Source organism: Marinobacter sediminicola, assembly GCF_031157525.1.
In the GTDB taxonomy this organism is placed as follows: domain Bacteria; phylum Pseudomonadota; class Gammaproteobacteria; order Pseudomonadales; family Oleiphilaceae; genus Marinobacter; species Marinobacter sediminicola.
The window spans coordinates 56997-81598 of record NZ_JAVIXR010000003.1; the positions used below are offsets into that span (position 1 = coordinate 56997).

Below are 24602 nucleotides of genomic sequence, written 5' to 3' on the forward strand. Positions count from 1 at the left end.
ATGGCCGCCAACAACGGGAGCACCGCACAGGAACATCATAATCAGGACATCCTGATGATTGAAGGGATGCGCTGTGGCAGCTGTGCAATCGCAGTTGAAGCCCTGCTGAAAAAGCAACCGGGGGTGAGTGACGCCGCTGTTAATTTCGCGGCAGACGTAGCAATGATTTGCTGGGACAAAGAAAAGCCCTCACTGGCGAATCTTCAGCAAGCTGTTGCTCGCTTGGGTTACAGATTGCACAGCTCGGTTGACCCGGACCGCAGCAAGCTCCAGGCGGAATCGGTGCGCAAGCATCTACAAAGGCGGCTGGCGGTTGCCGTGGTCTTTGGCATGTGGAGCATGATGCCGGCCCTGTTAATCTATCTGGCACCCTTTGGTGCGGTAGAGGCGGAAGTCTTATGGCCACTGGCCGTCGCCAGCGGTTTGTTCGCCGCTCCGGTCGTGCTCTATTCTGGCTCTCACTTCTATCGGGTGGGCTGGCGCACGCTGATTGCAGGCGCACCGGGCCTCGATAGCCTTATTTTTCTCGCAGTCTTCGCGGCCTGCATAATCTCCACATGGCAGCTTATCTCTGGCAGCTACCATGTGTACTTCGACGCCGCGGTTATGCTGATCACCTTCCAGCTGATCGCAAGATTGCTGGATACCAGCGTGCGCCGGCGCGCCTCGGAGATCATTCGTCGCTACCTTCAGCATGTACCCGAGCAGGTAACCCTCAAAACGCCTGAAGGAAAACTCGACACCCGCCCAGCAAACGACATCAAAGCCGGCGAACACATTGTGCTCAGGGCTGGCGAACAACTGGCTCTGGATGGCCGGATTGTGCACGGCCATGGCCAAGCCGATCTCTCCATGTTGACCGGCGAACACATGCCCCAGGCGCTCGGACCAGGCGCAGAACTGCTCGCAGGCTGCCAGTTGGTGGAAGGCGAGCTGGAACTGGCCGTAACGGCCAGCACTGGCCAACGCCGCATCGACCAATTATCCCGCTCTATCAGCGCCCTGCTCAGCCGTAAAACCACTCTTCAACGCCTGACTGATCGCATTGCGCGTATTCTGCTACCAGTGATTCTGATCGCTGCCACACTGGCCGCAGGCCTTGCCCTTGTTCAAGGCGTTCCGGTTCCAGAGGCTGCGGCACGTGGGTTGGCCGTTATGATCATCAGCTGCCCCTGCGCCCTTAGCCTGGCCATCCCTCTGGTGATCACCATGGGGCACGCCAATATGATTAATCGCGGCATAGTATTACAAGACCCCGCCGCCCTTGAGGCAGCGGCCGAAGTGGGTGCGATTGTCTTCGATAAAACCGGCACCTTAACCACCGGCGAACCCAGCGTAGACAGAATCACACCGGTCGGCCAATGGACAAAAAGCAGCCTGCTGCAATTGGCTCAGAACACGCTCCAGGAGTCAGCACATCCGGTTGCCCGGGGCCTGATGGCGAAGATGCCTTCGGCGCCTGAGCCAGCCCCTGAAGGCACACGGGAGAGTTTTTCTGGGCTTGGAACACGCTGGGTAAACGGGGAGACGGTCGCTCTGGCCGGGCGCGCCAACTGGCTGAGGGAACAGGGCATCGGCGTACCACCCACCGAAGATACAGGAATGAGCGTTCATCTGGCCTGCAACGAGCTTTATGCCGGCAAGATCGGGTTTCAGGAAACCCTCAGGCCAGAATCGGCCGCCACAATCCACCAACTGCAGCGCCAGGGTTATGCCATCTACCTGCTCAGCGGCGATACCCGAAAAGCCTGCCTGGATTTGGCCAAACGCCTTGGCATTGCGCCGGAACATGTGCTCTCAGAGTATTCCCCCGAGCAGAAACACAACTTCATCAATAACCTGGAAAAGCAGACACCCACCGTATTTGTCGGCGACGGCCTTAACGATGGCTTGGCTTTGGCCGGTGCAAGGCTGGGTATTGCGGTGGGCAATGCGGCCTCCGCCACTGGCGCAGCAGCGGCTGTCTACCTAACGGAAAGCATCGGCAAGGTGCCCGCCACCCTGCAGTTGGCACAACGGGCACGCAAGCTTATGTACCAGAATCTGTTCTGGGCAGTGGGCTACAACGCCCTGGTGATACCGCTGGCGGTGATGGGCTGGATTCAGCCGGTGATTGCCGCCATTGCCATGTCACTCAGCAGCCTCTGTGTTCTGTTCAACAGCCTGCGCATGCAAAGGCAGCTTGCCGGTGATGCGCCAGCCACAACGCCTGCCGTCAGCCACGCAACTTCGCCGGCCTGAACGATCGCACCAGGCCAATAAACGTAATGGCCCAGGCAACAAGGGCAAGGTAGAAAAAGCTGATGGGGATGAAGTCCAGAAAGTGAAAGCCCATTGCGCCTGCCATCTCATGGGTGCTGGCGGCGTACATACCCAATGGAAACACGGCTCCCCAATACAAAGGGTCATATTCCAGCGGAAATTTCTTATACACATGCCGCCATATACCGAGGATAAACAGCATGGGTATCCACCAGGTGCCAGTGGCCCAGTAGAAAACGGAGAAGCCTTTCAGAAAGGGCAGCAAGGAATCAAGAAACGGCGCGTCTTTCACATTAATGATCAACAACGAACCCGCCAGCGTCGAGATGGCCATGGCGCACATGTTGATCCAGTACGGCGGCGCAAGATCGCCGGGAGAGAATTTGAAAAAGGTGTAGCGGTAGAAAATCAGCGACATCATCCAGATGTACAACATGCCACCCCAAAGCCACATGGACAGCGCCAGAAAGTTGATGCCCAACTTGTAGGGTTGGGGCATATCCACGGCAATCAACGCACTGAGCACCGCAATGGACTGGGTTGCTACGACCGCCAGCAACCACCCGCCGGTAATACCCTTGTCCAGCGACGGCTTTTCTTCTTTTACGGTAAACGCTGTAAAGATGGTGTAGGTCAGCGCCAGCCACAACAGAATCGCAAACACCCAAAGCACGCGCCCGGCCAGGGTAAAATCCGTGAGCATGATAAATTGGCTGCCAAGCACACTGGAGCCAGCAGGTAGCGTAAAAAAACCAGGGCCACGAAGATGGTCTATCACATCGAGGAAAAACGCCTGACGGAAGAGCACCAAGCGTGAGAGTGTGGCGGCCCATAATGCCACGTAGAAACAAAGGTTAAGGTAGAGCAAACCCTTGGCAACCACATCAAAACCCAGCATGTGGGCGGTTAAAGAGATAATACCCGTTGCCATCACCATGCCAAAATAAGCTGGTGACAAGCCTTTCAAATCCTGAATTACACCCCTCCCACCTACGCTCATCTAACTGACAACTCCCACGATATACGCGCTTTTGATCAAACTGCAGTTTAGTTCAGAGCCGGGTTGGTTCAACTCTGGCGCGGCAACATGACCCACCCTTGCCTTTAAATCCAAAGGTGCTATGGTGCCGGCAACCTCAGTGAAGGAGCTTTCCATAGTTTCTTTATGCCTCCTTTCGATTTCCTTTAATTAGCCGGTGAGCAGAGATACAGACATGATGATGAATGTGGGTTTTAACCTGGGTTCACGTGATATCGCAACGCTTAATGCAAAACTGGGAAGGCTTTACAGAAACCCCGTTATTCCCCCCGAAAACACTGCCATGATTGGCAGCACGGTAACGCTGATCAACTGCCTGGACTCATCGGAACTTACCTTTCGCCTAACAGATTCTGGCTCCTGCCCGGAAGCCGAAAAAGATGACGTCTGCATAGGCTCACCATTCGGGCTTGCACTGCTCGGCACCACGCCGGGAAGCGTGGTGAAACTGGGGTCGGGCAATGAAGAAGGGCACGCGGTTGTGCTCAAAATATCGGGCTGACGTAGCCTGGCCCAAACTACCACTCTCCCTTTCGCTTTCCTGCAAAGTCTCTCAGCCGGGCCGGTACGTGACGTATCGCATGTCGTAATTGACAGCGGCACGCCTGAGTGACATGTTTGCATCCGTCTCATACAAACAACAATAAACAGCGTCGAGTATTTTAAGCATGCTGATTTTGACCGGCTTTGGTCTGGCTTGTCTGGTTATTCTTCTGATCGCAACAACCCGGGAACTGCAACATTCATCTGCAGCGCGGGTATTCGCGGTTTTTCTCATCGCCAGTTTCGGTTTTCTGCTCCACCCGCTCACGCCTGTTCACTGGCAGTGGCTCACCCTGAACCTGCAAGGCATGCTGCCGGCCCTGTTCTGGTTGCTCTGCCAGGCAACCTTCCGCCAGCGGTTACACGTGTTTTCCGTGTGGAGCGCGATGGCACTCTATAGTGTGATTGCGCCCTCCATAGCAAGGTTATTTTCCACCCATCAGAGCGCGGAAGGGCTTCTGCTTTTCTTTGGCTGGGATCTGGGGGAAGTGTTCGAGTTCTTTATCATCGCCAACGGATTTTGGGCGGTTATCGCTGATTGGTCGGCTGACCTGATGGAACCCCGCCGAAAGCTTCGCGCGTTCGTTCTGGTTGTTGCCGGCACCGCCGTGGCACTTGTAGCTTTGGCATTCAATCTGGACGCTGCCTATGCCGTTAACCGGGCACTGGTGGTTTCGGTTACGGGAGTTGCTATAGCGACCTTCCTTCTAAAAGGCCGGTTCAGCGACCTCTCGTTCCGCAGTGGCCCTCCCCCGATTGTGAAAACCGAACACCCCGTGCAGGCACCGGAAACCGACACCCAGGCACCCCCCCAACATGAGCACATAGCTCGCCTCACAAGCTTGATGGACGAAAGGTATTACCGAACAGAACACCTGACGTTAAAGATGCTGGCGGGAAAACTCGAACTTCCCGAATATCGCACTCGGGCGCTGATCAACAAGCAATTGGGCTATCGCAACTTTAACGACTACATTAACCAGCTCCGAATTGCTGAAGCTTCAGAGCGCCTGATCGCCGAACCAGAGACTCCAATCCTCAATATTGCGCTGGATGTGGGGTACCGAACCCTGAGCTCATTCAACCGAGCGTTCCGGGAAATCCAGCAGTGTACGCCTACTGAATTTCGCCAGAACAACACGGCTAACTGAAGCCCTCGTTCGGCACTGTATATTTCAGGCTATACGTGAGGTTTATGGCGTGGAAGGAGAACATCCTGCCGAAGGCAGTTGATCAATCCAGCTACGAATAAGCGCCGTTCCTTCTTGGTGGGGAGTGTTACGAGCTAGCTCGGGCATTTTGTGGCGGTTATCCACTGTTGTCATACGGAATAACAGATAAGAGTCATCAGGGTTACCTGGAATCACATCGAACGGATAGCCATCCTTGCCCCCGGCAACCGGGGTCTTGCAGACACCAAATTTGCCTGGATCTGTTGCGTAATCCCGACCGTATTCCAGTTGCACACCGCTGGTGCCAGCTGCGCCTGCATAACCGGCTGGTAGAGTCAGGTCTGCGCGATGACAATGTGCGCAATTTATATCGAGATAGGCGCGAGCAGCATCGTCTAGCTCGTTCGAACTGAGCGACGGAATAGATACCTCATCATTAAATACAGGCGCTTTTTCGACACTCTGGAAATTGGATGGCAGATCGGCCAATAACCCACCTTCAGCCATGTACTGAAGCTGGTTATACACGGTGCCGTCAGGGTAGGTATGATCCGTATTCAAGTAGCGCGCTTTAGGTCCGATAGGCAAGAAGATCTGATCGCCCCCATCCCGGGGCAAGATAGCATGACAGGAGCTGCAGTCCGCTGCTTTAGGAACAGAGTAGTCAAACGTGATCTCTTGCCCCTGATTGTTAATGGTACTGAGATCCGGCAAGCGCTTACCTGCTATGGCCAATGACGCGTCAGATTCTGAATCCCAATAATAAGGGAGTGCAAACCAGCCGTCAGCACGATGAATCAACAGGCGGGTCTCAATCACCAACTCGTTACCATCACGCAATGCGGTGTTCTCAGGTAGTGCAAACGTTTTCGCAATAACTGTGCCCACGGGGAAATCCAGCACTTCAGAAACGCTGTAACTGGCTTTCTCACCCTCTGGCACGAAAATGAAGCGGTACTTGCTGGTGTAATCCGAGAACAGTGCAGTCGACAAATCATAGGGTACGCCACCAGGGGTAGGCCCACTGGTCGGGTCGCTGGCATTGGTGAACAGCTTGTAGTCAGAGAGTTTTGGGCAGGTTTCTGTCATTAACGCATTCCAGTTAACGCCGGAAGTCGTGGCACTGCAACTGCCCTGAGCACCTGTGGGGGATCCAGCTCCGGAATTCAGGGCACCGCCTGCGGATGGAGGCGTGCCGCCGCCGGCGTCATCCCCACCACCGCCACACGCGGCCAGAAAAAAAGACGTAACCAGAGCCAATGCTGTCGTTTTGCTTGTGTTTCTCATGTGTAATGCTCTCGTGCAGCGGCAGGGCGTCAGGTGATATAGCCGCCGACGCCCCATCGCTATTTATTATTACAATGTAGCTAAAAGCTCAGGATGCTTGTTTACAGTGCGCACGCTGCTTCTGCCAGATCATCCCCGGTACAGCCGTATACATTGTTTTTGAAGGTCACCACGGCTGGTGCAAGGCGAGGCTGGGTACAGGACAAGTAATTGGTGCCGATCATCGGTTCGATCAGCAACTGCGGATCAGGCTCGCCATTGGTGAAAGTCGCTGTTGCCGGATCGACCGGAAAGACCAAGCCGGTATTGACCTCGTCGTACTCAGGTGCGGGGTTGCCGTTGATATTGCTGTTGGCGCAAATCAGATCGCTGGTGCCATAAGGATCATAGTTCACCCCATCGGCAGCTGCGTCTGGACCAACAAGCGCATCAAAACCTCCGATTCCCTGAGCACCAAGATTCGATAACAACTCACCAATACCATCGTAAAGAATGGCCGGAAAGGTTTGCGCCATACCCGTACTGTTCATAGTGGATGTATACCCAGCGATAACATCCACAAGCAGATCACCCCGCGGGGCGTTGCCATTCCGAGCAATCGTGTTGTTGTGCAAGTAGACGTTTTTCACTGTCGGGCTCCAGCCATCCGTCATTGTCGGACCATAGTTGGCCGGGTACCCTGCCACCTCGTCATCAATCAGGAAGTAACTGGTGATCGCAATCGCAGTAGTGTCGTTGTCTGTAATCTGATTGTTGTAGATCTCAACATCGCTGGCAGCAAGCACGATAACACCAGTCCCCGGTGGCACAGCACCAACCACGCTGGCCCCTACGTTGGTTGCGTTATTGGCATAAACCTGATTGTTAAAGATTCGCACATTGCCGCCATAGGCTTTTACCAGCCCAGGCAAATCAAACGCCAAAATACCGCCAGAGTTCCCAACAGCAATGTTGTTGTAAACATCTGCCATGCTGGAGTTTTCTATCTCAATGCCAGCCACATTGGTTTTGGCCGTGTTATTCCGCACCACGATGTTTTCGGACTGACCAACGTAGATTCCAGCGTCAGCGGAGCCATAAGCGTAGTTGTTCTCCATCAACACGTTCTTGCTGTTGAGCGGGTAGAGACCATAGGCACCGTTGTCGGCTTCTAGTTCACCTTCCCAAACCGTAGCGGTGTAAGTGATATGGATGCCATCAACGTTGGTTGTCTTGATGCCATTTTTCGGAGCCTCATAGACTCCCAAGTCTCGCACTGTAATTCCGTTTCCACCCTGAAAACGAAACGCGTCGTCGCCATTGGATGTGCCGAAATCAAGAATGGTTTCATTAATGCCGTACCCGGCAATCGTAAGTCCCTGCGCACTGTTAACGATAATGCCCTCGGTAACAGTAAAGCGCCCTTTAGGCAGAACCACCAAGGCATTTTCTGGAAGATTAAACAACGCGAGGGAAAGCGCTTCGGTGATGTCATCACCCGTAACCGCATCTGGTGCCACAAAAATGGCATCGTTGGTGATGGTAAAGCCAGAAGTGGTTGTTGCCACAACAGTCGGGCCTACATTTCCGGCAACGGCATCTTTGCCATCCTTACCGTCGTCGCCACAGCCAGCCAGCAGCAACCCGCTGGCTAATGCTGAAACCGTAAAGAGTTGTGAGAGCTTCGTTCTCTGACGCATGATGATTCCTGCTTGTTTATTGTTGGTTTTGAGCTGGCACGCATTCGCTGTGGAAGGTGACGCGCCACAGAAAACACTATTGATGAACATCAAACAAAGCGAGAACAAACGATATTCAGAAACGCCGAACCTCTGGGCAATTCCTTAAATGCCACAAACCCCGAGGGTTACAGAGCACCTAAATCGACACTGACTGATTTTTCAAATACGGAATTTTGGAGATTATGCACATCGATTTTCACTGCAGATACGCTATGGGAAGCAACACAAGGTGCGACTGTTTTCATCCTGCCGTCACTTTCAACTATAGTGATCGAAACACCTCAAGAAAGCCTTGTATATGCCCAACGTTGGCCACTCCTTTCGCTGGACGCAGGTCTTGATCGTTATGGCCTCAGGCCTCAGCGCCTTTTGCGTGTATGTGCTGATAACGCTTGTTGTAGCCGTTCAGGGCACCTTGGCATCCCAATCGGTAGAACTCGATGCATTGATTTCTGAGGCTGAAAAGATTGCGCTGGAAAGCCGTTCTGTGATAAATCGGCTGAACGCTCAGGGCATTGATCAATGCAACGAAACGATGCTGGCGGTCATGCGGCGGGAGCTGTTCCTTGCCAACCGTGTACGGGATATTGGTTTTGTCAGAGACAACGCTGTTCTGTGCACAACGGGCCAAGGCATTCTGGAATCTCCCTACCAGCAGGGGCCGTGGGACTTTACCAGCGAAGACGGTTTCCGATACTGGCCGGCTGTTCGTCTTATCCTCTTTAATGGTGATATGACCGCCCCCATCGTGGGGAAAGGCCGGTTTAACGTGGTTTTTGACACCCGTTGGCTGGAACAGTTAGTAACCGTTAACGGTCGCTGGGAACTGACTTTCCGCAACAGGCTTGCGCAAATCCAGCATGCCTTCGGAGACTCGGGGGTATACCGCAGTTTGGGCGACAAATCCGCACATGCGACCACGCTCACATCCATCTACTCGCAAACTTGTAGTAACACGATCCCCTATTGCGCAAGCACAGAAATAGAACACATGGATGTTCTAAGACGCAACCCATCACTTGCGGCTTTTCTTGTAATGACCGGTCTGATTTTAGGCTCAGGGTCAGGCCTGGTGAGCTGGCTTGTTCTGAAAAGACGATTGAGTACATCGCGGAGGATAATAAGAGGGCTAAAGCACAAAGCTTATTTCCCACTGTATCAACCCATTGTCGATTTAGAACACGGAAGCATCATCGGGTGTGAGGTTCTCGCGCGATTTCGTGATGCTTATGGCGCGATTGATCCGGAAGAATTCATCCCGGTACTGGCCAGTGTTGGCGAGAGTTGGCGGTTTACCCAGTTGGTCATGCAGAAGACTCTGGACGACCTGAACGCCAGAACAGGCCTGCCCGCAGGCTTCAAGGTAAACATCAATCTGTTCCCTTCCGATATTGCCCAAAGCAGAATGAAAGATGCCGATATTTCTCTGGCTCTTGCGACATCCCGGTTCAACATTACCTTTGAGATTACCGAGGACGAGAACCTGGATACGGCCACTGCCAAAGACTGCATACATTGGATCAAACAGAATGGCTTCGAGCTGGCGGTCGACGATTTTGGCACCGGCTACTCCAATCTCGCAAAGGTGCGGGATCTGGGATGCAACACGCTGAAGATTGACCGCAGTTTTGTATTCGATATAGATACCGGTGGGCTGGGCGCGGCGCTTGTTCCGTTAATGGTCCGCATTGCACATGAACTGGGCATGGACGTTGTTGCGGAAGGTGTGGAAACAAATGCTCAGGCAAAGATCGTGGCTGGCATGGGCATCAGGTTTGGGCAGGGGTGGGCATTTGGCAGGCCGATGTCGGCACGCACACTTGAGGAACGCGTGCGCCAAACACTCTAACCCGGTTTACGCACTTGATCGGATTTCCTGTTCATCTCTCTCAAAATGCTTCGTTTGAAGTAATGGACGCGAACATCTTGATTTAAAGCACATCTTGTACCGCCGGTTTTGGCACGGCACTCACATCCATTCAGGACATTGTTCATGGCACTTAAACTGAATATCGTAATTTGCAGCACACGCCCTGGCCGTATTGGCCCATCCATCGCAACCTGGTTTCACGAGTTTGCGACAAACAACTCCAGCTTCGACTGCGAACTAATAGATTTGGCTGACTTTGATCTTCCCGTTTACAACGAAGCCAACCACCCGCGCTCAGGCATTTATGAACACGAACATACGAAACGCTGGTCTGAAAGCGTTAACTCAGCCGATGCCTTTGTGTTTGTAACGCCAGAATACAACTACTGCCCACCGCCAGCCTTTGTGAACGCTCTGAATTACGTTTACACAGAATGGAACTACAAGCCCTGCGGCTTCGTTAGCTATGGCGGCGCTGCGGGCGGTATTCGCGCAGCAACACTGGCTCGCCAGCTGGTCAATACCCTGAAGATGATGCCGATGGTTGAAGGCGTGATGGTGCCCATGGCCTGGAACCACCTGGACGACAACAAGGTGTTCAGCTCCAACGAGCACATCGACCATTCAGCAACAACTATGCTGACAGAAATGGAGAAGTGGGCAACAGCCCTGAAGACAATGCGCTAATAGGCGCTGGGCAATACGGCTTGAGCAACGGAGCCCCTTGAGGGCTCCGTGCTTGGCCTATCAAAACAGGTGGGCGTTAAACCACATATGGGTTGCAATGGATGCTGCGTATCCAAGGGCAATCACTGGCGTCCAGCGCAGGTGTGACATAAGGGTATAGTAACCCCTCGCCTGGCCCATCAGCGCGACACCTGCGGCAGAACCAATCGACAACATAGATCCACCCACCCCTGCAGTCAGCGTAACCAGAAGCCACTGGCCATGGGACATATCCGGCCCCATTGAAAGCACCGCAAACATCACCGGGATGTTATCCACGATGGCTGAGATCACACCCACCGCAATGTTCGCACCCGTTGCATTCCAGTCGGTATACAGCAACTGGGAAATCTCGGCGAGGTAGCCGATATACCCAAGCCCGCCCACACACAGCACAACCCCGTAAAAGAACAGTAGCGTATCCCACTCTGTGCGTGCCATTGGGTTGAATATGTCGAAAGGCACCGCCTTGTCGAGCCGTGCGAGCAGGCGTGTATTCTGATGGTTTTCAGCCCAAACCCGCTCACGGGCAACGCCACGCTTGAAGCTGAGTTGCAGGTAATAACTCAGGAGCTGAAGATAGGCGAGGCCCATCATCATGCCTACCACTGCGGGCAGATGCAGGAAGTTGTGGCCTAGCACGGCCGTGGTAATGGTCAGCAAAAACAGCACCACTGTGCGACGAGCGCCACGCTTCATGATTACGGCATCCGATGCATCCTGAGGCTGTTCGCGCGGGATAGCAAAGCTCATGATAATGGCTGGCACGAGGAAGTTAACAGCCGACGGAATAAACAGCCTGAAGAACTCCGTAAACTCAACCACACCCTTCTGCCAAACCATCAGTGTGGTGATATCACCAAACGGCGAGAAGGCACCACCGGCGTTTGCTGCGACCACAATATTGATACAACCGAGACCGATAAATCTTGGGCTGTTTTCACCGACTTTCAGCAGCACAGCACACATCAATAGAGCGGTAGTCAGGTTGTCTGCGATAGGTGAGATGAAGAATGCCAACAGGCCGGTAATCCAGAACAGGCTGAGATAGCTAAAGCCTCTGCTTACCAGCCAGCCACGCAAGGCATCAAACAGCTGACGCTCCTCCATGGCATTTATGTAAGTCATGGCCACCAACAGGAATAGAAGAAGCTCTGAGTATTCAAGCAGGTTGTGCTTCAAGGCTGCATTAGCGCTTTCCGTATCGCCACTCATGGCTGCCGCGCCGGCAACCAGGAACCAGATCAAACCCGCCGCCAGCAACACCGGCTTGGATTTGCGCAGGTGCAGCTTTTCTTCAAGCATCACGAATGCCATGGCAATGACAAAGATGATGATAGAAATATAGCCAACCGGATGATGGGTAAGGCTTTGAGCATTGGATTCTGCAGCGCTTGCCAGCGCACTGAAACCAAATGAGAAGATTGCAAAAAAGACTAAAGTTACTTTTGCAAAAATGCTGGAAGGGACAATTACACGATTGGAAAAACGCCGGAACGGCAGTTTTTCGGAACTACTGTTTTCAGTCATGGGATCTGGCTCAAAAGTTTGGGGCGCACATTATCAATCAAAGTGCACTTTACGCACCATAGCTTCCGTCAAGTCGACGTGATCTAAGTCGTTCGTAAGCTATTATATTTTGCGCTTGCCCGGCACTCGTACTTTTTGAACCGTACCCAAAGTGTATCTATAGCTAATCCGCCCTGCTTTTCTCCCAGATTGTCAGCTCGGAAAAGCTGTGCTGGAACTTGTTGCGCGTCTCACGGATCACAAATGGCAGGCTTCGGGTCTCCTTCACCAAGGTGAAGTGCGGTGCCAGCATGTCGCGCAGGCCGTCAAACGTGCTGTAGCTCTCACCATCTTTCTGGAAGCCGCCCACCCATTTTTCTTTAGGTGTGTACTCCTCCAGCCAGGTGTAAGGAGAGGCAATCAGCAGGAGCCCGTTGTCACTCATGCGCTCGTGAATGCGGGTTAAAAAGAGTGAAGGGTCGTAAAGCCGGTCGATAAGGTTACCCGCCAGCACCAGGTCGTACCCTGTGAACTCAGGCTTCAGGTCGCAAGCGTCGCCCTGATGGAACGCCACCCGCTCAGCAGTCTCTTCCAGGTCCAAGGACGCGAGAGTACGCTCCTGATACGTCACCAGTGAGCCTTCTTCCGGCCGGGCGTAGCGAACCACTTTATCTCTGGCCATCACCTGGCACTGCTCCACAAACTTGGTGGAGAAGTCGATGCCATCCACATGCGCAAACACCCGGGCCAACTCAAAACTGGTGCGCCCACAGGCACAGCCAATATCCAGAGCTTTCCCCATAGTGCGCCCGTCCATGGCCTCAATAGCTACTCTTGCCAGGCCCCTGGGAAAGTTTGCTTCGCCATGCCACTGCTCACCAAAGTGAAACTCCAGGTACTGGGCCAGTGTGGTGTCGTCTTCATAATAGGCACTTTGCTGCACAATGGTTTCCTTCTCTGTAGTGGAGCTTCAAATGCTATCCTAGCACTATGAACAATTATCCTGACTACTCATTACTCGAACTCGCTTCGGTTCGCGAAGGCGATACCGTTGGCAACACACTGGCGAACAGCGTGGCTTACGCCCAGCATGCCGAAAATCTCGGCTTCAAGCGGTTCTGGCTGGCTGAACACCATAATATGGAGGGTATCAGCAGCTCGGCAACCTCCGTGCTGATTGGTCTCATTGCCGGCAAAACCCAAACCATTCGGGTTGGCTCCGGCGGTGTCATGTTGCCTAACCACCCACCTCTGGTGATTGCAGAGCAATTCGGAACGCTCGAAAGCATTTACCCCGGCCGCATTGATCTGGGCCTTGGCCGAGCGCCAGGCACTGACCAAATAACGGCTCGCGCCCTGCGCCGGGAAGGATTGGGGGCGGAACAGTTCCCGGAAGATGTTGCGCAATTACAGTCTCTGCTTGGCCCCCTTAACCCCAGCCAAGCAGTAAAGGCCATTCCTGGTGCAGGCACAAAGGTGCCGATCTGGCTATTGGGCTCAAGCCTCTACAGCGCCCAACTGGCTGCCATGCGAGGCCTACCCTATGCCTTTGCCGGGCATTTTGCTCCACGGCTGTACCGTGAGGCTTTGAAGGTGTACCAGGACAACTTCCAGCCTTCCGAGCAACTGCAAAAGCCTTATAGCATGCTGGCGGTTCCCGCCGTGCCTGCTGCAAGCCCTGAGGAAGCAAAGTACCTTGCGACCACCAGCTACCAGAGAATTCTGGCGCTTTTCCGGGGACAGCCCCTTTGGATGAAAGAGCCGGTGGAATCAATGGATGGCCTTTGGAATCCAGCTGAGCAGGCGACTGTTAAGGATTTTCTTGGGCTGCAACTGCTTGGCGATGCCGCGGCTATCAAAACACAAATCAATGAACTACTGGCCAGTGTGGACGTGGATGAGCTTATGTTTACCGTGGATATTTATGATCCGGAAAAACGGCGGCATGCACTCGACATACTTAATGAAACCCGGAAAGGCTAAAACGCCATGAATAAAAGCATTACACACGTTTTCCTCTCCCATGGTCTGGAGAGCGGTCCGGGGGGAACCAAAATTCAGGCCCTCAAAGCCTTGGCCGAGTCCTTTGAAAACGTCCGGGCGCACGCCATAGACCATAGAAGCACCAAAGACCCGGCCGCTCGCCTTACCCAGATGCAAGACGCCATAGCCGCCAGTGGTGCAAACCCCCGCAACATTATTCTTGCAGGCTCCAGCATGGGCGGCTGGGTTTGCGCGCAAACCAGTGAGCAAACCCCGGTCCTGGGTTGCTTTCTGCTGGCACCGGCGTTGGCAATGGAGGGCTACCCGCAATCCAGCCCGCGCATACAAGCCAAACACGTGCAGATCATCCACGGCTGGGATGACGACGTAGTGCCCCCAATGCCCGTTATTGAGCTGGCCCGAAAACAGGCATTGCCAACGCTGCTACTCCCCGATGGTCACCGCCTTGCAAACAGTCTTGAACGGATCACCAACGAGTTCGAGGGATTCCTTTCAAGAGCCGGCATCCAGTAATCGAACACATATTGGCCAATATGGAACCAAACAGGCCATTTTCTTGCGAAAGTCGGTAAGTTTTGCCAGTCTCTACTAATGTAACAATAAATGTCTGAAAAAAAATGAACGGAGAAAACCCGATGAGCAGCATGAGAAAACTCAAGAAACTGGCCGGAATTTCAGCGTTCGCATTCGCGGCAATGACCGCAGCAAACTCTGTGAACGCAGCCAACTGGCGCTACGCTCACGAAGAGTATGAAGGCGACGTACAGGATGTATACGCATATAAGTTCAAGGAATACATCGAAGAGAACTCCGACCACACCCTCCAGGTTTATCGTTTTGGCGAGCTGGGTGAGTCTGATGACATCATGGAACAAACCCAGGCAGGCATTCTGAATTTTGTTAACCAGTCGCCTGGCTTTACCGGTGCTCTGATTCCTGAAGCACAAATTTTCTTTATCCCCTACCTGATGCCCACAGACATAAGCACGGTTATTGATTTCTTCCGTGAGAGTAAGGCCATCAACGAAGACTTTCCTAAGCTTTATTCCGAGAAAGGCCTTGAGCTTCTGCAGATGTACCCGGAAGGCGAGTTTGTTATCACGCTGGATGAGCCAGTCACAACACCCGAAGGCATGAAGAACAAGAAGATCCGGGTTATGACCAACCCGCTGTTGTCTGAAACCTACTCTGCGTTCGGCGCGACCCCAACGCCACTGCCCTGGGGTGAAGTTTACGGCGCTCTGCAGACCAACATGATCAACGGTCAGGAAAACCCGATTTTCTGGATCGAGTCAGGCGGGCTGTACGAAGTGTCACCTAACCTGATTTACACCGGTCACGGCTGGTTCACCACTGCGGCAATGGCCAACAAGGACTTCTACGACGGCTTGTCAAAAGAAGACCAGAAGCTCATCCAGGATGCAGCAGACTATGCTTTTGAAAAAATCATCACCCATATCGATGGTTTGGCGGATGAAGCTCTTGCAAAGATCCAGGCAGCCAGTGACGAGGTTACTGTAACGCGTTTGAATGAAGAGCAGATCAAGGCGTTCAAAGCTCGCGCTCCTCAAGTTGAGAAAAAGTTCATTGAGATGACTGGCAAGGGCGGCGAACAACTGCTAAACCAGTTCAAGAAAGACCTGAAAGCCGTGCAAAAGTAAAATTCTTGCATTGCTCCTGTGTCCGCCGGCACTCGCCGGCGGACACTCCATAGAACCAACCCCGCCCCGCCAAGCATGAGTGACCGGTCGGGAGCGACATGAACCGGAGCAGATCCCATGTCGGAGAACACCCCGGAGATAGATGACGACACCGGTACTTTTGAGTCCGGTCTGCCCGGGTTTCTGGGAACCATAGACGGTTGGATTGCCAATGCCGAGGCCGTCATATTGGCCGCAGGTATTATCCTCATGGCCATCAATACCGTTGTAAACGTTATTGCGCGATTTGTTTTTGGAGAGGGCTTTTTCTTCTCGGGCGAAATCAATCGCATCCTGATTATTCTCGTGACCTTTGCCGGCATCGGGTACGCGGCGCGTTACGGGCGTCACATACGAATGTCTGCAGTTTACGATGCACTACCAGCCAAAGGCCGCAAGGTGCTGATGATCCTCATCGCCCTGTTTACTTCTGCGGTAATGTTCTTCCTGTGCTACCACTCCTACGGATACATCGAGACTCTTTACAGCCGTGGCCGTATTTTGCCGGCGTTGGGTTTTGAGATCTGGTGGATTTATATCTGGGTGCCTGTGGGCTTTGCCGTGACTGGCATTCAGTATTTCCTCACAGCAATCAAGAACTTCACTACTGAGGATGTTTATCTCTCCACCGGAGTGATCGACGGATACGCTGATTCAGAATCGGAAGTCTGATCCGGTTTTACACCGGGCACGATAAAAAAGGGCACACCTATGGCGACTATTCTAATGATCATCATGATCGGGCTACTGCTGCTCGGTTTCCCGATGATGATCCCACTGACGACCGCCGCCGTCGTTGGCTTTGTTATGATGTTCGACGGCTTCGGCCAGATGGGCACGTTTATTCAGCAGATGATGGGGGGCATTCGACCCGCTTCGTTGATTGCCGTACCCATGTTCATTCTTGCTGCAGACATAATGACCCGTGGCCAGTCTGCGGATAGATTGATCAACATGGTTATGGCCTTTATCGGCCATATTAAGGGCGGCCTGGCGATCAGTACCGCAACTTCCTGCACGCTCTTCGGCGCCGTTTCCGGCTCCACCCAGGCGACCGTTGTGGCGGTTGGCTCGCCATTACGTCCCAAAATGCTCAAGGCCGGTTATTCCGATTCGTTTACGCTGGCATTGATCATAAACGCCAGTGACATTGCCTTCCTGATACCTCCCAGCATCGGCATGATCATCTATGGGGTTATCTCCCAAACCTCCATTGCAGAGCTATTCATTGCGGGTGTCGGCCCGGGCATCCTGATCCTGTTCATGTTCTCGCTTTATTGCCTGTTCTACGCCTACAAAAACAACGTACCAACGGAGCCCAAGGCAAGCTGGCGCCAGCGTGCGCTTTCAGTTCGTGATGCCAGTTGGCCATTGTTTTTCCCGGTTATCATTGTGGGTGGTATCTATGGCGGTATTTTCAGCCCTACAGAGGCCGCAGCGGTGTGCGTACTCTATGCATTCCTGTTGGAATTCATCATATTCCGCTCCCTGAAGATTGGTGAAGTTTACAAGATTGCCAAATCTACCGGCCTGATCACCGCCGTGGTCTTTATTCTGGTGGCCGTAGGTAACGGCTTCTCCTGGATCATTTCCTTTGCCCAGATCCCCCAGGCAATCCTGGAGTCTGTTGGTGTAAACGAGGCCGGCCCGGTCGGCGTGCTTATCGCTATCTGCGTGGCCTTCTTTGTCGCTTGCATGTTTGTAGACCCCATTGTCGTCATCCTGGTATTAACGCCAATATTTGCTCCTGCCATTCAGGCAACGGGTTTGGACCCAGTGCTGGTGGGCGTACTCATCACCCTGCAGGTTGCAATCGGATCTGCAACACCGCCGTTTGGTTGTGACATCTTCACAGCCATCGCGATCTTCAAACGGCCTTACCTTGAAGTTATCCGGGGCACGCCTCCGTTTATTTTCATGCTGATCCTGGCGGCCGGCCTGATCATTGCCTTCCCCCAGATTGCTCTGTTCCTGCGTGACCTTGCCTTTGCAGACTGACGCACACCTGGATCTGAATTTATAAGGAGACAAGCATGTTCAAACGGATACTGGTGGCGGTGGATGGGTCCAAAACTTCACTCAAGGCTTTGGATAAGGCTATCGGGTTTCAAAAACTGATGCCTGAAACCGAGATCTTCATTCTCTGCGTGTACAAGCACCACAGCCTGTTCGAAGCGTCTCTCTCCATTGGCCGGCCTGCGGACATGGATATTCCAGACAAAGTGCTGTCTGATTACGCTAAAGAAGTGGTCAAACATGCCAAGGATATGGCTATCGACCACGGGGCAACGAAGATTCGCGGCTTTGTGAAATCCGGGCGTCCATCAAAGGTTATTGTGAAATTTGCCCAAGACAAAGAAGCAGATCTGATCGTGGTGGGAACTCGAGGCACTCATAGCGACAAAGACGGGATGCTTCTCGGTAGTGTTTCACACCGGGTGGCCTCTCAGGCCAAGTGCCCGGTTCTGGTGGTTTGAGCCCCATTTCATGGGCCGGCCTTGTGCCGGTCGGCTAGATATCCGGGAACGCCTCAACCTTATTTCGCCCGCCAGCTTTAGCTTTGTATAGCATCTCATCTGCCAGCTTCAACAGCTTCTCGGGATTGTTGGTACTGCCCGGCCATGACGCAACGCCAATGGATATGGTCAGGGATCCGAGATCTTTGCCCTCAAATATCACCGTTTCTTTTCGCACGGCTTCGCGCAGTTGCTCAGCTCGTTCTCTTGCTCCAGCTATATCCGAAGCGGGCAGAATCACCACAAACTCTTCGCCACCGTAACGGCAGACAACATCACTGCCACGAAAACGCGATTCCAGTATTGCAGCGAATGCTTTCAGTGCGGCGTCACCTGCTTCGTGCCCATGGGTGTCGTTAAACTGCTTAAAGTGGTCTATATCAACCAGCAACAGCGACAGTGGCAATTCTTTGCGTAGGGCTACGGTAGCTTCGTGTTCAAACAACTGATCAAAATAGCGGCGATTCTTAAGCCCCGTGAGGGCGTCTTCATAAGAGAAGCGGCGCAGGTCTTCCTTGAGTGAAATGCCTGAAAGCGTTACCCCAATTCGTTCAACCGCCAGGTTGATTGAAGCCATTAACCTTGCGGCGCCACCTTCAGTTTTCCCAGAGCTGCTTATGCTGTCAGCATCCAATAGCAACAAGCATTCCGGCGCTGGCCCATGGCCCATAAACTCCACATTGATAGAGAAGCACACAAGTCCCTGGCAGTTCTTGCAAGCCGCCTCAGCCTCCTCGATGGAACCGCCAAGAAGATGAACCGGGGGCGGCATATGACTGAGCGTCTCAATAGCAGGAGGCAGATCAGGCAGTGAATCTCCGTAGCCCCAAAGCGCAAGGCGCTCATACCCACCAAAGGCCGTTCTCCGGTATACCATGCCCTTGATAGGACTGCACAAACTGGGCATATCCTCAGCGAGCCGTTGACACGCCTGATCAAGGCTAACGCATGCTTGCAGTTCCGAAACAACCTCGGCAAATACCCGGCTTTTCTGATTTTCAAACGCCAGAACCTCAGCCCTGGTCTGCTCTCGCTGCAAAAGCTTCTCTGTTTTTTCGGTTCGCTCAGCCACTTGGTGTTCAAGTGTGACAGTTAGCTCCTGCAGGGCTCGCTGGGTCATCCCGTAATGTCTTAACGAGATTATTACAACGGCCAATATAAGCACGAGAAGACCCAGGCCAACGGGCACCTGAACCCAAGGCATAAAACCATGGGCTACCGCCATGTCTGCAACCAACAAAGCACCGAACACGCCACACGCCAGCACAAGAACTTGCTGCTCAGTGGTCATTAAGCGCATCCGGGGAGCGGTTATCAGCGCCATCGAAAAGAGGGACAACAAAAACAGAGCATCAAAGGGCGGGAAGGTAAACGAAAGGCCTATAACACCTGTCAACGCCAGGCTCAGCGCCCCTAGCGCGTATACAAGATGCAGCTTCCAGATCACTGAAATGGCTCGCGGCGGGCGGGCGTCACCCAGCCATTGGTCGAGCATAAGCCAAAGACCAACAGGTAGCAGAAAGTAGCTACCGGCGGCCAGGTAATCCCACATCAAGGCATCGGGCACAAGCAACTGGCTGGCTGCGCTTTCGGAGAGGAGCATCACTGACGAAGCCAGCGAAAAAAGAGCAATGCTGGTAAAGGTTTTCCTGCCGCCCTGCAGCAGGGAAAGTATCAGTGCGAGCACAGCCACCAGCAGCGAGAACCCTGCTACAAGTAGAGCCTCCAGTGAGCTGTTGAGGATATGCAGAATCAACTCGGAGTGATCCATGAGGCTCACTTCACCCCAAAGACCGATATCCGTGTAATCAGAAAACACGCGGAAATACAGCGTTTTATTCTCGTAACCCTCTGGCAGGGTGATTTTGTGCCAGGGCCAGCCTTCGAATTTTCCCCGGCCATCCTTGTCGAAGGTGCCGTATTGATAGATGTTTTCACCATCCAGCCACACCTGAACAATCAAATCGACGCTCAAGATATAGAGCACGGGATCTTGCCAGTCACCCGCAGGCAGGGTTACCCGATACCACACCTGGTCCTGGCCATTCCGGCCTGAGGGGTTAGAAGGAAAATCAATGGCGTGCCACTGTTCTGGCTGCTGTGCAAGGGCCCAGTCAGGTGCTCCTTCCACAGTGAAGGGTAAGTCGCCCCAACGGTACTCCCAGCCTTCAGTTAATGGCTGTGGTGCCGCCAAGGATGCAACCGGCGCAAGTCCGCACAGGGCTCCGAACAGGATAATGAGGATTTTGAGAAAGAGTGCAGGTGTAGACACGGATATTCGGCCAATAGGGGCTATAAAGGACAGTATAGAGCACCCGCGCCCCGACATGTACAAAAAATAGACACCAAAATTTTGTGTTAGTCAGAAGAATTGCAGGGCCAAGGACTGGCCCTGCAATGTCACACTCGGAAGCTGGGATTTACAGCCCTGATTTCAACTTTTCCCAGTATTTGGCATAGACCTGCAAGGCTTCATCCCCTATGTCGGTCTGAAACTCGGCATTCACCATGTCTTCCGGCGTTGGATAGCTGGCCCGATCTCCGGCGACTTCATCGTCCAACAGCTCCCTGGCGGATAGCACCGGCGTGGCGTAGCCAATATCTTCGCTGATCAACGCCGCAATTTCCGGCTGTAGCACAAAGCTGATGAACGCGTGGGCCGCTTCCGGGTTCTTGGCATTCTTTGGAATCACGAAGCTGTCGAGCCAGGCAATAACGCCTTCTTCTGGATACACGTACTCCAGTGCTTCCATACTCTCCTTGCCCATAACGGCTTCGCCGTTCCAGATCATACCCACATCAGCTTCACCTTCAAGGAAGGGCATGCGGGGTGCATCCGAGTTAAACGTACGCACGGAGGGCATGAGTTCCGTGAGCTTTTCATAGGCTTCCTCAATTTGCTGAGGATCGGTACTGTTACCGGGGTAACCCAGTACCCGCAGGCTCATATGAAAGACTTCACGCATGTCGTTCGTAAGGTTCACCTTGCCTTTGAAGCGCTCGTCCCAAAGGTCTGCCCATGCGGTCACCGGGTCGCCGGCAATATCAGCAGTATCCACGCCAATACCGGTAGTGCCCCAGAGATAAGGCACGCTGTACTGGTTGCTCGGGTCTATATCCAGGCCAGTGAGCTCCGGATCAAGCTGATCAAAGCCACTGATCTTGCTTTGATCAATTGGCAACAGCAGTCCTTCATTGCGCATTTTGCTGACATAGTAAGTAGAAGGCACGGCAAGGTCGTATGCGGCGCTCTCATCCAGCAACTTCAAACGGGCGTACATGGCCTCGTTGCTGTCGTAGGTGGTGTATACCACCTTGATGCCGGTCTCATCTTCGAAGCGGGTCAGCACTTCCTGAGGCATGTATTCAGACCAGTTGTACAGATTAAGTACCTGCGGGTCATCGGAACTGCAGCCAGTCAGGCCAAGGGCCAGAATGCCGGCCAGTGCGAGTTTCTTCATTGTTTGCTCCTTGAAAGAATCCGTTGCGACAACATCAACATCACTAGTGAGAACACTAGCAGCAGAGTGCCAAGTGCGTTTACTTCAGGTTTAAGCCCTACGCGCACCATGGAGTAGATGCGCAGTGGCAGAATTTCGTAACTTGGGCCGCTCACAAAGGTGCTCACCACCACATCGTCCATGGAGAGCGTAAAGCCGAGCAACCAGCCTGCCATCAAGGCCGGCATGATAACCGGAAGCAATACGGTGCGGGTCATGGTGAAGTCGCTCGCGCCCAAATCTCTAGCTGCTTCTGGTAAGCGTTCATCAAAACCACTCAGCCGTGCCATAACGGTAATCACTACAAACGGCAGGCAGAATGTCACGTGCGCAAGCAGCAATGAAACGTAGCCAAGTTTCAGGCCCAGCAGCAGGAACAGCCCAAGTAACGAAATGGCCAGCACAATTTCAGGCGACATCATCACCACAAAAAGCATGCCGTTCAGAACTCTTTTGCCACGAAAGCGATAGCGATGCAGGGCCAGTGCGGTGAGCGCGCCAATGATGGTGGAGACCGTAGCCGCGGTAAGTGCCAGCCACAGCGAATTCCACATGGCCTGTACCATGGCGTGATTGTTAAATAATGAATCGTACCAGCGCAGACTCAACCCGCCCCAATTGTAACCCGTGCGGGAGTCGTTAAAGGAAAACACCACCAGCACCACAATGGGCACGTACAGCAGCAAGTACACGAGGGTGAGGTAACTACGAGATAGCCAGCGCATCAGGCACCCTCCTCGCCCAGGCGGCGTTTACTCAGGCGGTGCGCAAACATCAACAACGCCATGGTAAGAGTGAGCACAATGCTGGCTGCGGCACCAAAGGGCCAGTTGCGGGCATCCAGAAACTGGTTTTTGATCACGTTGCCCACCAGCAGGTTGCGCGAACCACCCAGAATGTCCGGCACAAAGAACAAGCCCATCGCTGGCAGCAATACCAGCATCACACCCGCCAGCACGCCCGGCAGCGTCAGCGGCACCACGACATTTTTAAAGGTAGCAAAGCGACCCGCACCCAAATCGTGGGAGGCGAGCAGGACATCCTGCCGCAAATCTTCGAATACCGAGTACAGGGGCAGGATCATAAAGGGCAGCAGCAAATACACCAGGCCGACGATCACGGCGCCTTCGGTGTATAAAAGCTGCGCCGGTTCGTCAATCACACCCAGAGACATAAGTGCGCTGTTCAAAAGGCCGTTGGTCGCCAGGATTAGCTTCAGGGCGTAGGTGCGCACCAGAGAGTTTGTCCAGAAGGGCACAATCAACAGGAATATCAGTAGCATCTGCCGGCGCTTTTCCACCCGCGACAAGGCCCATGCAAAAGGGTAACCGATCAGCAAACAAATCAGAGTTGTTAGTGCTGCCATGTATAAGGAATGAAGAAACACGTCCAGATACAGGGGATTAAACAGTTGCCGGTATGCATCCAGGTTCAAGGGCAGCGAGATAAAGGTAGAGGGGTTCCGCGTCATCACGCTGGCACCCACCACCAATATATTGGGCGCGAGTACGAGGAACAGCAGCCAACCCCACACCAATACCAGTACAGCCGCTCTGAACGGCTGCTGTTTAATGCTCCGCATCATCGGCTGCCAGCTCCTCCTCATCGGTGAGCGGCTCGTCGCCCTCTTCCGCCAACAACCATTCCCAGCCATCTACCCAGCTAACACGCACTCGCTCACCAATGCTGTAATCGAATGTGGGGTCGTCCTCATCAAAGAACTCGCTCGCCATCACATGGCTGCCGTCTTCCAGCTCAATCACCGAATCCAGAGTACTGCCCTTGTAGTTACGCTCTACAATCTTGCCAGCCACACCGTCTGTATCATCCGGTGCAAGCACTCGAATATCTTCCGGGCGCAGCAAAACGTGCAGCGACTGATTCATCGCAACACGGAACGAAGGCTTGTTCAGATCCCGGGTCAGGCCAAACACATCCACACTGATGCGCTCACCCTCGATTTTCGTCACACGGCCAGGGAAAAAGTTGGTCTGGCCCACAAAGCGCGCGGTAAACACATTGGCGGGGCGTTCATAGACTTCGCGAGGTGTGCCTAGCTGCTGAATGTGCCCGTCTTTAAGCACCACAATTCGATCAGACATGGACAGCGCTTCTTCCTGATCGTGGGTGACGAACACGAAGGTTATGCCCAGCTCCCGCTGCAAACGTTTGAGTTCCACCTGCATGGTGCGCCGTAATTTGTAGTCCAGTGCAGACAGGGGCTCATCCAGCAGCAGCATCTTGGGCCGTTTGACCACCGCCCGGGCAATCGCAACCCGCTGCTGCTGGCCTCCGGAAAGCTGGTGAGGCTTGCGCCTGACAAAGTCCTCCAACTGAACCATAGCCAGCGCCTCTTCAACTCGCTCCGCTATTTCAGCTTTCGGCCGTTTTTCCATTTTCAGGCCATAGGCCACATTGTCGAAAACCGACATGTGCGGAAACAAAGCATAGTTCTGGAAGACGGTATTGAGCGGGCGGTGTTCCGGCGGAGTCTGAGTGATATCAACACCAGACAGCGTAACAGTACCCTCATCCGGGTGTTCAAAACCCGCCATCATGCGTAACAAGGTGGTTTTACCACAACCGGAGGGCCCCAAAAGGGTAATGAATTCGCCATCATCAATGGTAAGGCTGAGTTCATCCAGCACGGTCTTGCCATCAAACTGCTTGCTGATACCGCTTAGCGATAAGAGTGTTTTAGTCATCAACCCTGCCCAAAAATAAGAGAGCTTCTGAAAAAGCCCCTGTTGCGG

21 protein-coding genes are annotated in these 24602 nt (G+C 53.5%); 11 read left to right on the forward strand and 10 right to left on the reverse strand.

The features are described 5' to 3' along the window. Entirely contained in the window at positions 1-2241 is a 2241-nt protein-coding gene (locus RG807_RS05235) for a heavy metal translocating P-type ATPase (RefSeq protein WP_309043952.1), read from the forward strand. On the opposite strand, the gene RG807_RS05240 is transcribed toward RG807_RS05235, so the two are convergent. After that, the gene (locus RG807_RS05240) at positions 2216-3262 is read right to left on the reverse strand and encodes a tellurite resistance/C4-dicarboxylate transporter family protein (protein WP_309043953.1); all 1047 of its coding nucleotides are present in this window, start codon (positions 3260-3262) and stop codon (positions 2216-2218) included. The genes RG807_RS05235 and RG807_RS05240 overlap by 26 nt on opposite strands. Before the next feature lie 214 nt (positions 3263-3476). Here RG807_RS05240 and RG807_RS05245 point away from each other — a divergent pair, with 214 nt between their 5' ends. Next, positions 3477-3803 carry a GreA/GreB family elongation factor gene (locus tag RG807_RS05245; protein ID WP_298450829.1) on the forward strand — a complete coding sequence of 109 codons (327 nt, stop codon included), beginning with the start codon at positions 3477-3479 and terminating at the stop codon, positions 3801-3803. Between the two features lie 166 nt (positions 3804-3969). Then, the gene (locus tag RG807_RS05250; RefSeq protein ID WP_309043954.1) at positions 3970-4995 is read left to right on the forward strand and encodes a helix-turn-helix domain-containing protein; all 1026 of its coding nucleotides are present in this window, start codon (positions 3970-3972) and stop codon (positions 4993-4995) included. Positions 4996-5037: 42 nt separating this feature from the next. Here RG807_RS05250 and RG807_RS05255 read toward each other — a convergent pair whose 3' ends face one another. Together RG807_RS05255 and RG807_RS05260 are read right to left on the reverse strand one after the other, a co-directional pair. Further along, positions 5038-6303 (reverse strand): SO2930 family diheme c-type cytochrome, encoded by a 1266-nt coding sequence (locus tag RG807_RS05255; RefSeq protein WP_309043955.1) that lies wholly within the window; start codon positions 6301-6303, stop codon positions 5038-5040. A gap of 101 nt (positions 6304-6404) precedes the next feature. Further along, positions 6405-7982, reverse strand: a complete 1578-nt coding sequence (locus RG807_RS05260) for a parallel beta-helix domain-containing protein (RefSeq protein ID WP_309043956.1) — start codon at positions 7980-7982, stop codon at positions 6405-6407. Positions 7983-8322: 340 nt separating this feature from the next. Between RG807_RS05260 and RG807_RS05265 the strand changes: the two genes are divergently transcribed. Beyond that, on the forward strand, positions 8323-9873 hold the full coding sequence (locus RG807_RS05265; RefSeq protein ID WP_309043957.1) for an EAL domain-containing protein: 1551 nt from the start codon (positions 8323-8325) through the stop codon (positions 9871-9873). 144 nt (positions 9874-10017) lie between these two features. Continuing rightward, complete coding sequence (locus RG807_RS05270; protein ID WP_309043959.1) at positions 10018-10581, forward strand: NADPH-dependent FMN reductase; 564 nt, start codon at positions 10018-10020, stop codon at positions 10579-10581. 60 nt (positions 10582-10641) lie between these two features. On the opposite strand, the gene nhaD is transcribed toward RG807_RS05270, so the two are convergent. Together nhaD and RG807_RS05280 are read right to left on the reverse strand one after the other, a co-directional pair. Beyond that, positions 10642-12150: a sodium:proton antiporter NhaD gene (nhaD, locus tag RG807_RS05275; RefSeq protein WP_309043960.1), complete on the reverse strand. Its 1509-nt coding sequence runs from the start codon at positions 12148-12150 to the stop codon at positions 10642-10644. Between the two features lie 163 nt (positions 12151-12313). Continuing rightward, entirely contained in the window at positions 12314-13072 is a 759-nt protein-coding gene (locus RG807_RS05280) for a putative 4-mercaptohistidine N1-methyltransferase (RefSeq protein ID WP_309043961.1), read from the reverse strand. A gap of 47 nt (positions 13073-13119) precedes the next feature. Here RG807_RS05280 and RG807_RS05285 point away from each other — a divergent pair, with 47 nt between their 5' ends. The 6 genes from RG807_RS05285 to RG807_RS05310 all read left to right on the forward strand — a co-directional run bounded on the left by RG807_RS05285 (position 13120) and on the right by RG807_RS05310 (position 18310). After that, positions 13120-14112, forward strand: a complete 993-nt coding sequence (locus RG807_RS05285; RefSeq protein WP_309043962.1) for an LLM class flavin-dependent oxidoreductase — start codon at positions 13120-13122, stop codon at positions 14110-14112. 6 nt (positions 14113-14118) lie between these two features. Then, entirely contained in the window at positions 14119-14646 is a 528-nt protein-coding gene (locus RG807_RS05290) for a YqiA/YcfP family alpha/beta fold hydrolase (RefSeq protein ID WP_309043963.1), read from the forward strand. 122 nt (positions 14647-14768) lie between these two features. Then, positions 14769-15794 carry a TRAP transporter substrate-binding protein gene (locus RG807_RS05295; protein WP_309043964.1) on the forward strand — a complete coding sequence of 342 codons (1026 nt, stop codon included), beginning with the start codon at positions 14769-14771 and terminating at the stop codon, positions 15792-15794. A gap of 117 nt (positions 15795-15911) precedes the next feature. Continuing rightward, a complete protein-coding gene (locus RG807_RS05300) occupies positions 15912-16505 on the forward strand; it encodes a TRAP transporter small permease (RefSeq protein WP_309043965.1) in 594 nt (197 codons plus the stop codon). A gap of 39 nt (positions 16506-16544) precedes the next feature. After that, positions 16545-17831, forward strand: a complete 1287-nt coding sequence (locus RG807_RS05305) for a TRAP transporter large permease (RefSeq protein ID WP_298450869.1) — start codon at positions 16545-16547, stop codon at positions 17829-17831. Positions 17832-17866: 35 nt separating this feature from the next. Then, a complete protein-coding gene (locus tag RG807_RS05310; protein WP_298450872.1) occupies positions 17867-18310 on the forward strand; it encodes a universal stress protein in 444 nt (147 codons plus the stop codon). Between the two features lie 34 nt (positions 18311-18344). Here RG807_RS05310 and RG807_RS05315 read toward each other — a convergent pair whose 3' ends face one another. The 5 genes from RG807_RS05315 to potA form a co-directional block, all read right to left on the reverse strand. Continuing rightward, complete coding sequence (locus RG807_RS05315) at positions 18345-20621, reverse strand: GGDEF domain-containing protein (RefSeq protein ID WP_309043967.1); 2277 nt, start codon at positions 20619-20621, stop codon at positions 18345-18347. Between the two features lie 148 nt (positions 20622-20769). Next, a complete protein-coding gene (locus RG807_RS05320; RefSeq protein ID WP_309043968.1) occupies positions 20770-21810 on the reverse strand; it encodes an extracellular solute-binding protein in 1041 nt (346 codons plus the stop codon). After that, complete coding sequence (gene potC / locus RG807_RS05325; RefSeq protein ID WP_309043969.1) at positions 21807-22574, reverse strand: spermidine/putrescine ABC transporter permease PotC; 768 nt, start codon at positions 22572-22574, stop codon at positions 21807-21809. The genes RG807_RS05320 and potC overlap by 4 nt, the downstream gene beginning before the upstream one ends. Beyond that, entirely contained in the window at positions 22574-23434 is an 861-nt protein-coding gene (gene potB / locus RG807_RS05330) for a spermidine/putrescine ABC transporter permease PotB (RefSeq protein WP_309043970.1), read from the reverse strand. Before potB ends, potC begins: the two co-directional genes overlap by 1 nt. Further along, positions 23418-24554, reverse strand: coding sequence for a spermidine/putrescine ABC transporter ATP-binding protein PotA (potA, locus tag RG807_RS05335; RefSeq protein ID WP_309043971.1), 1137 nt, complete (start codon positions 24552-24554; stop codon positions 23418-23420). The genes potB and potA overlap by 17 nt, the downstream gene beginning before the upstream one ends. Positions 24555-24602 lie beyond the last annotated feature (48 nt).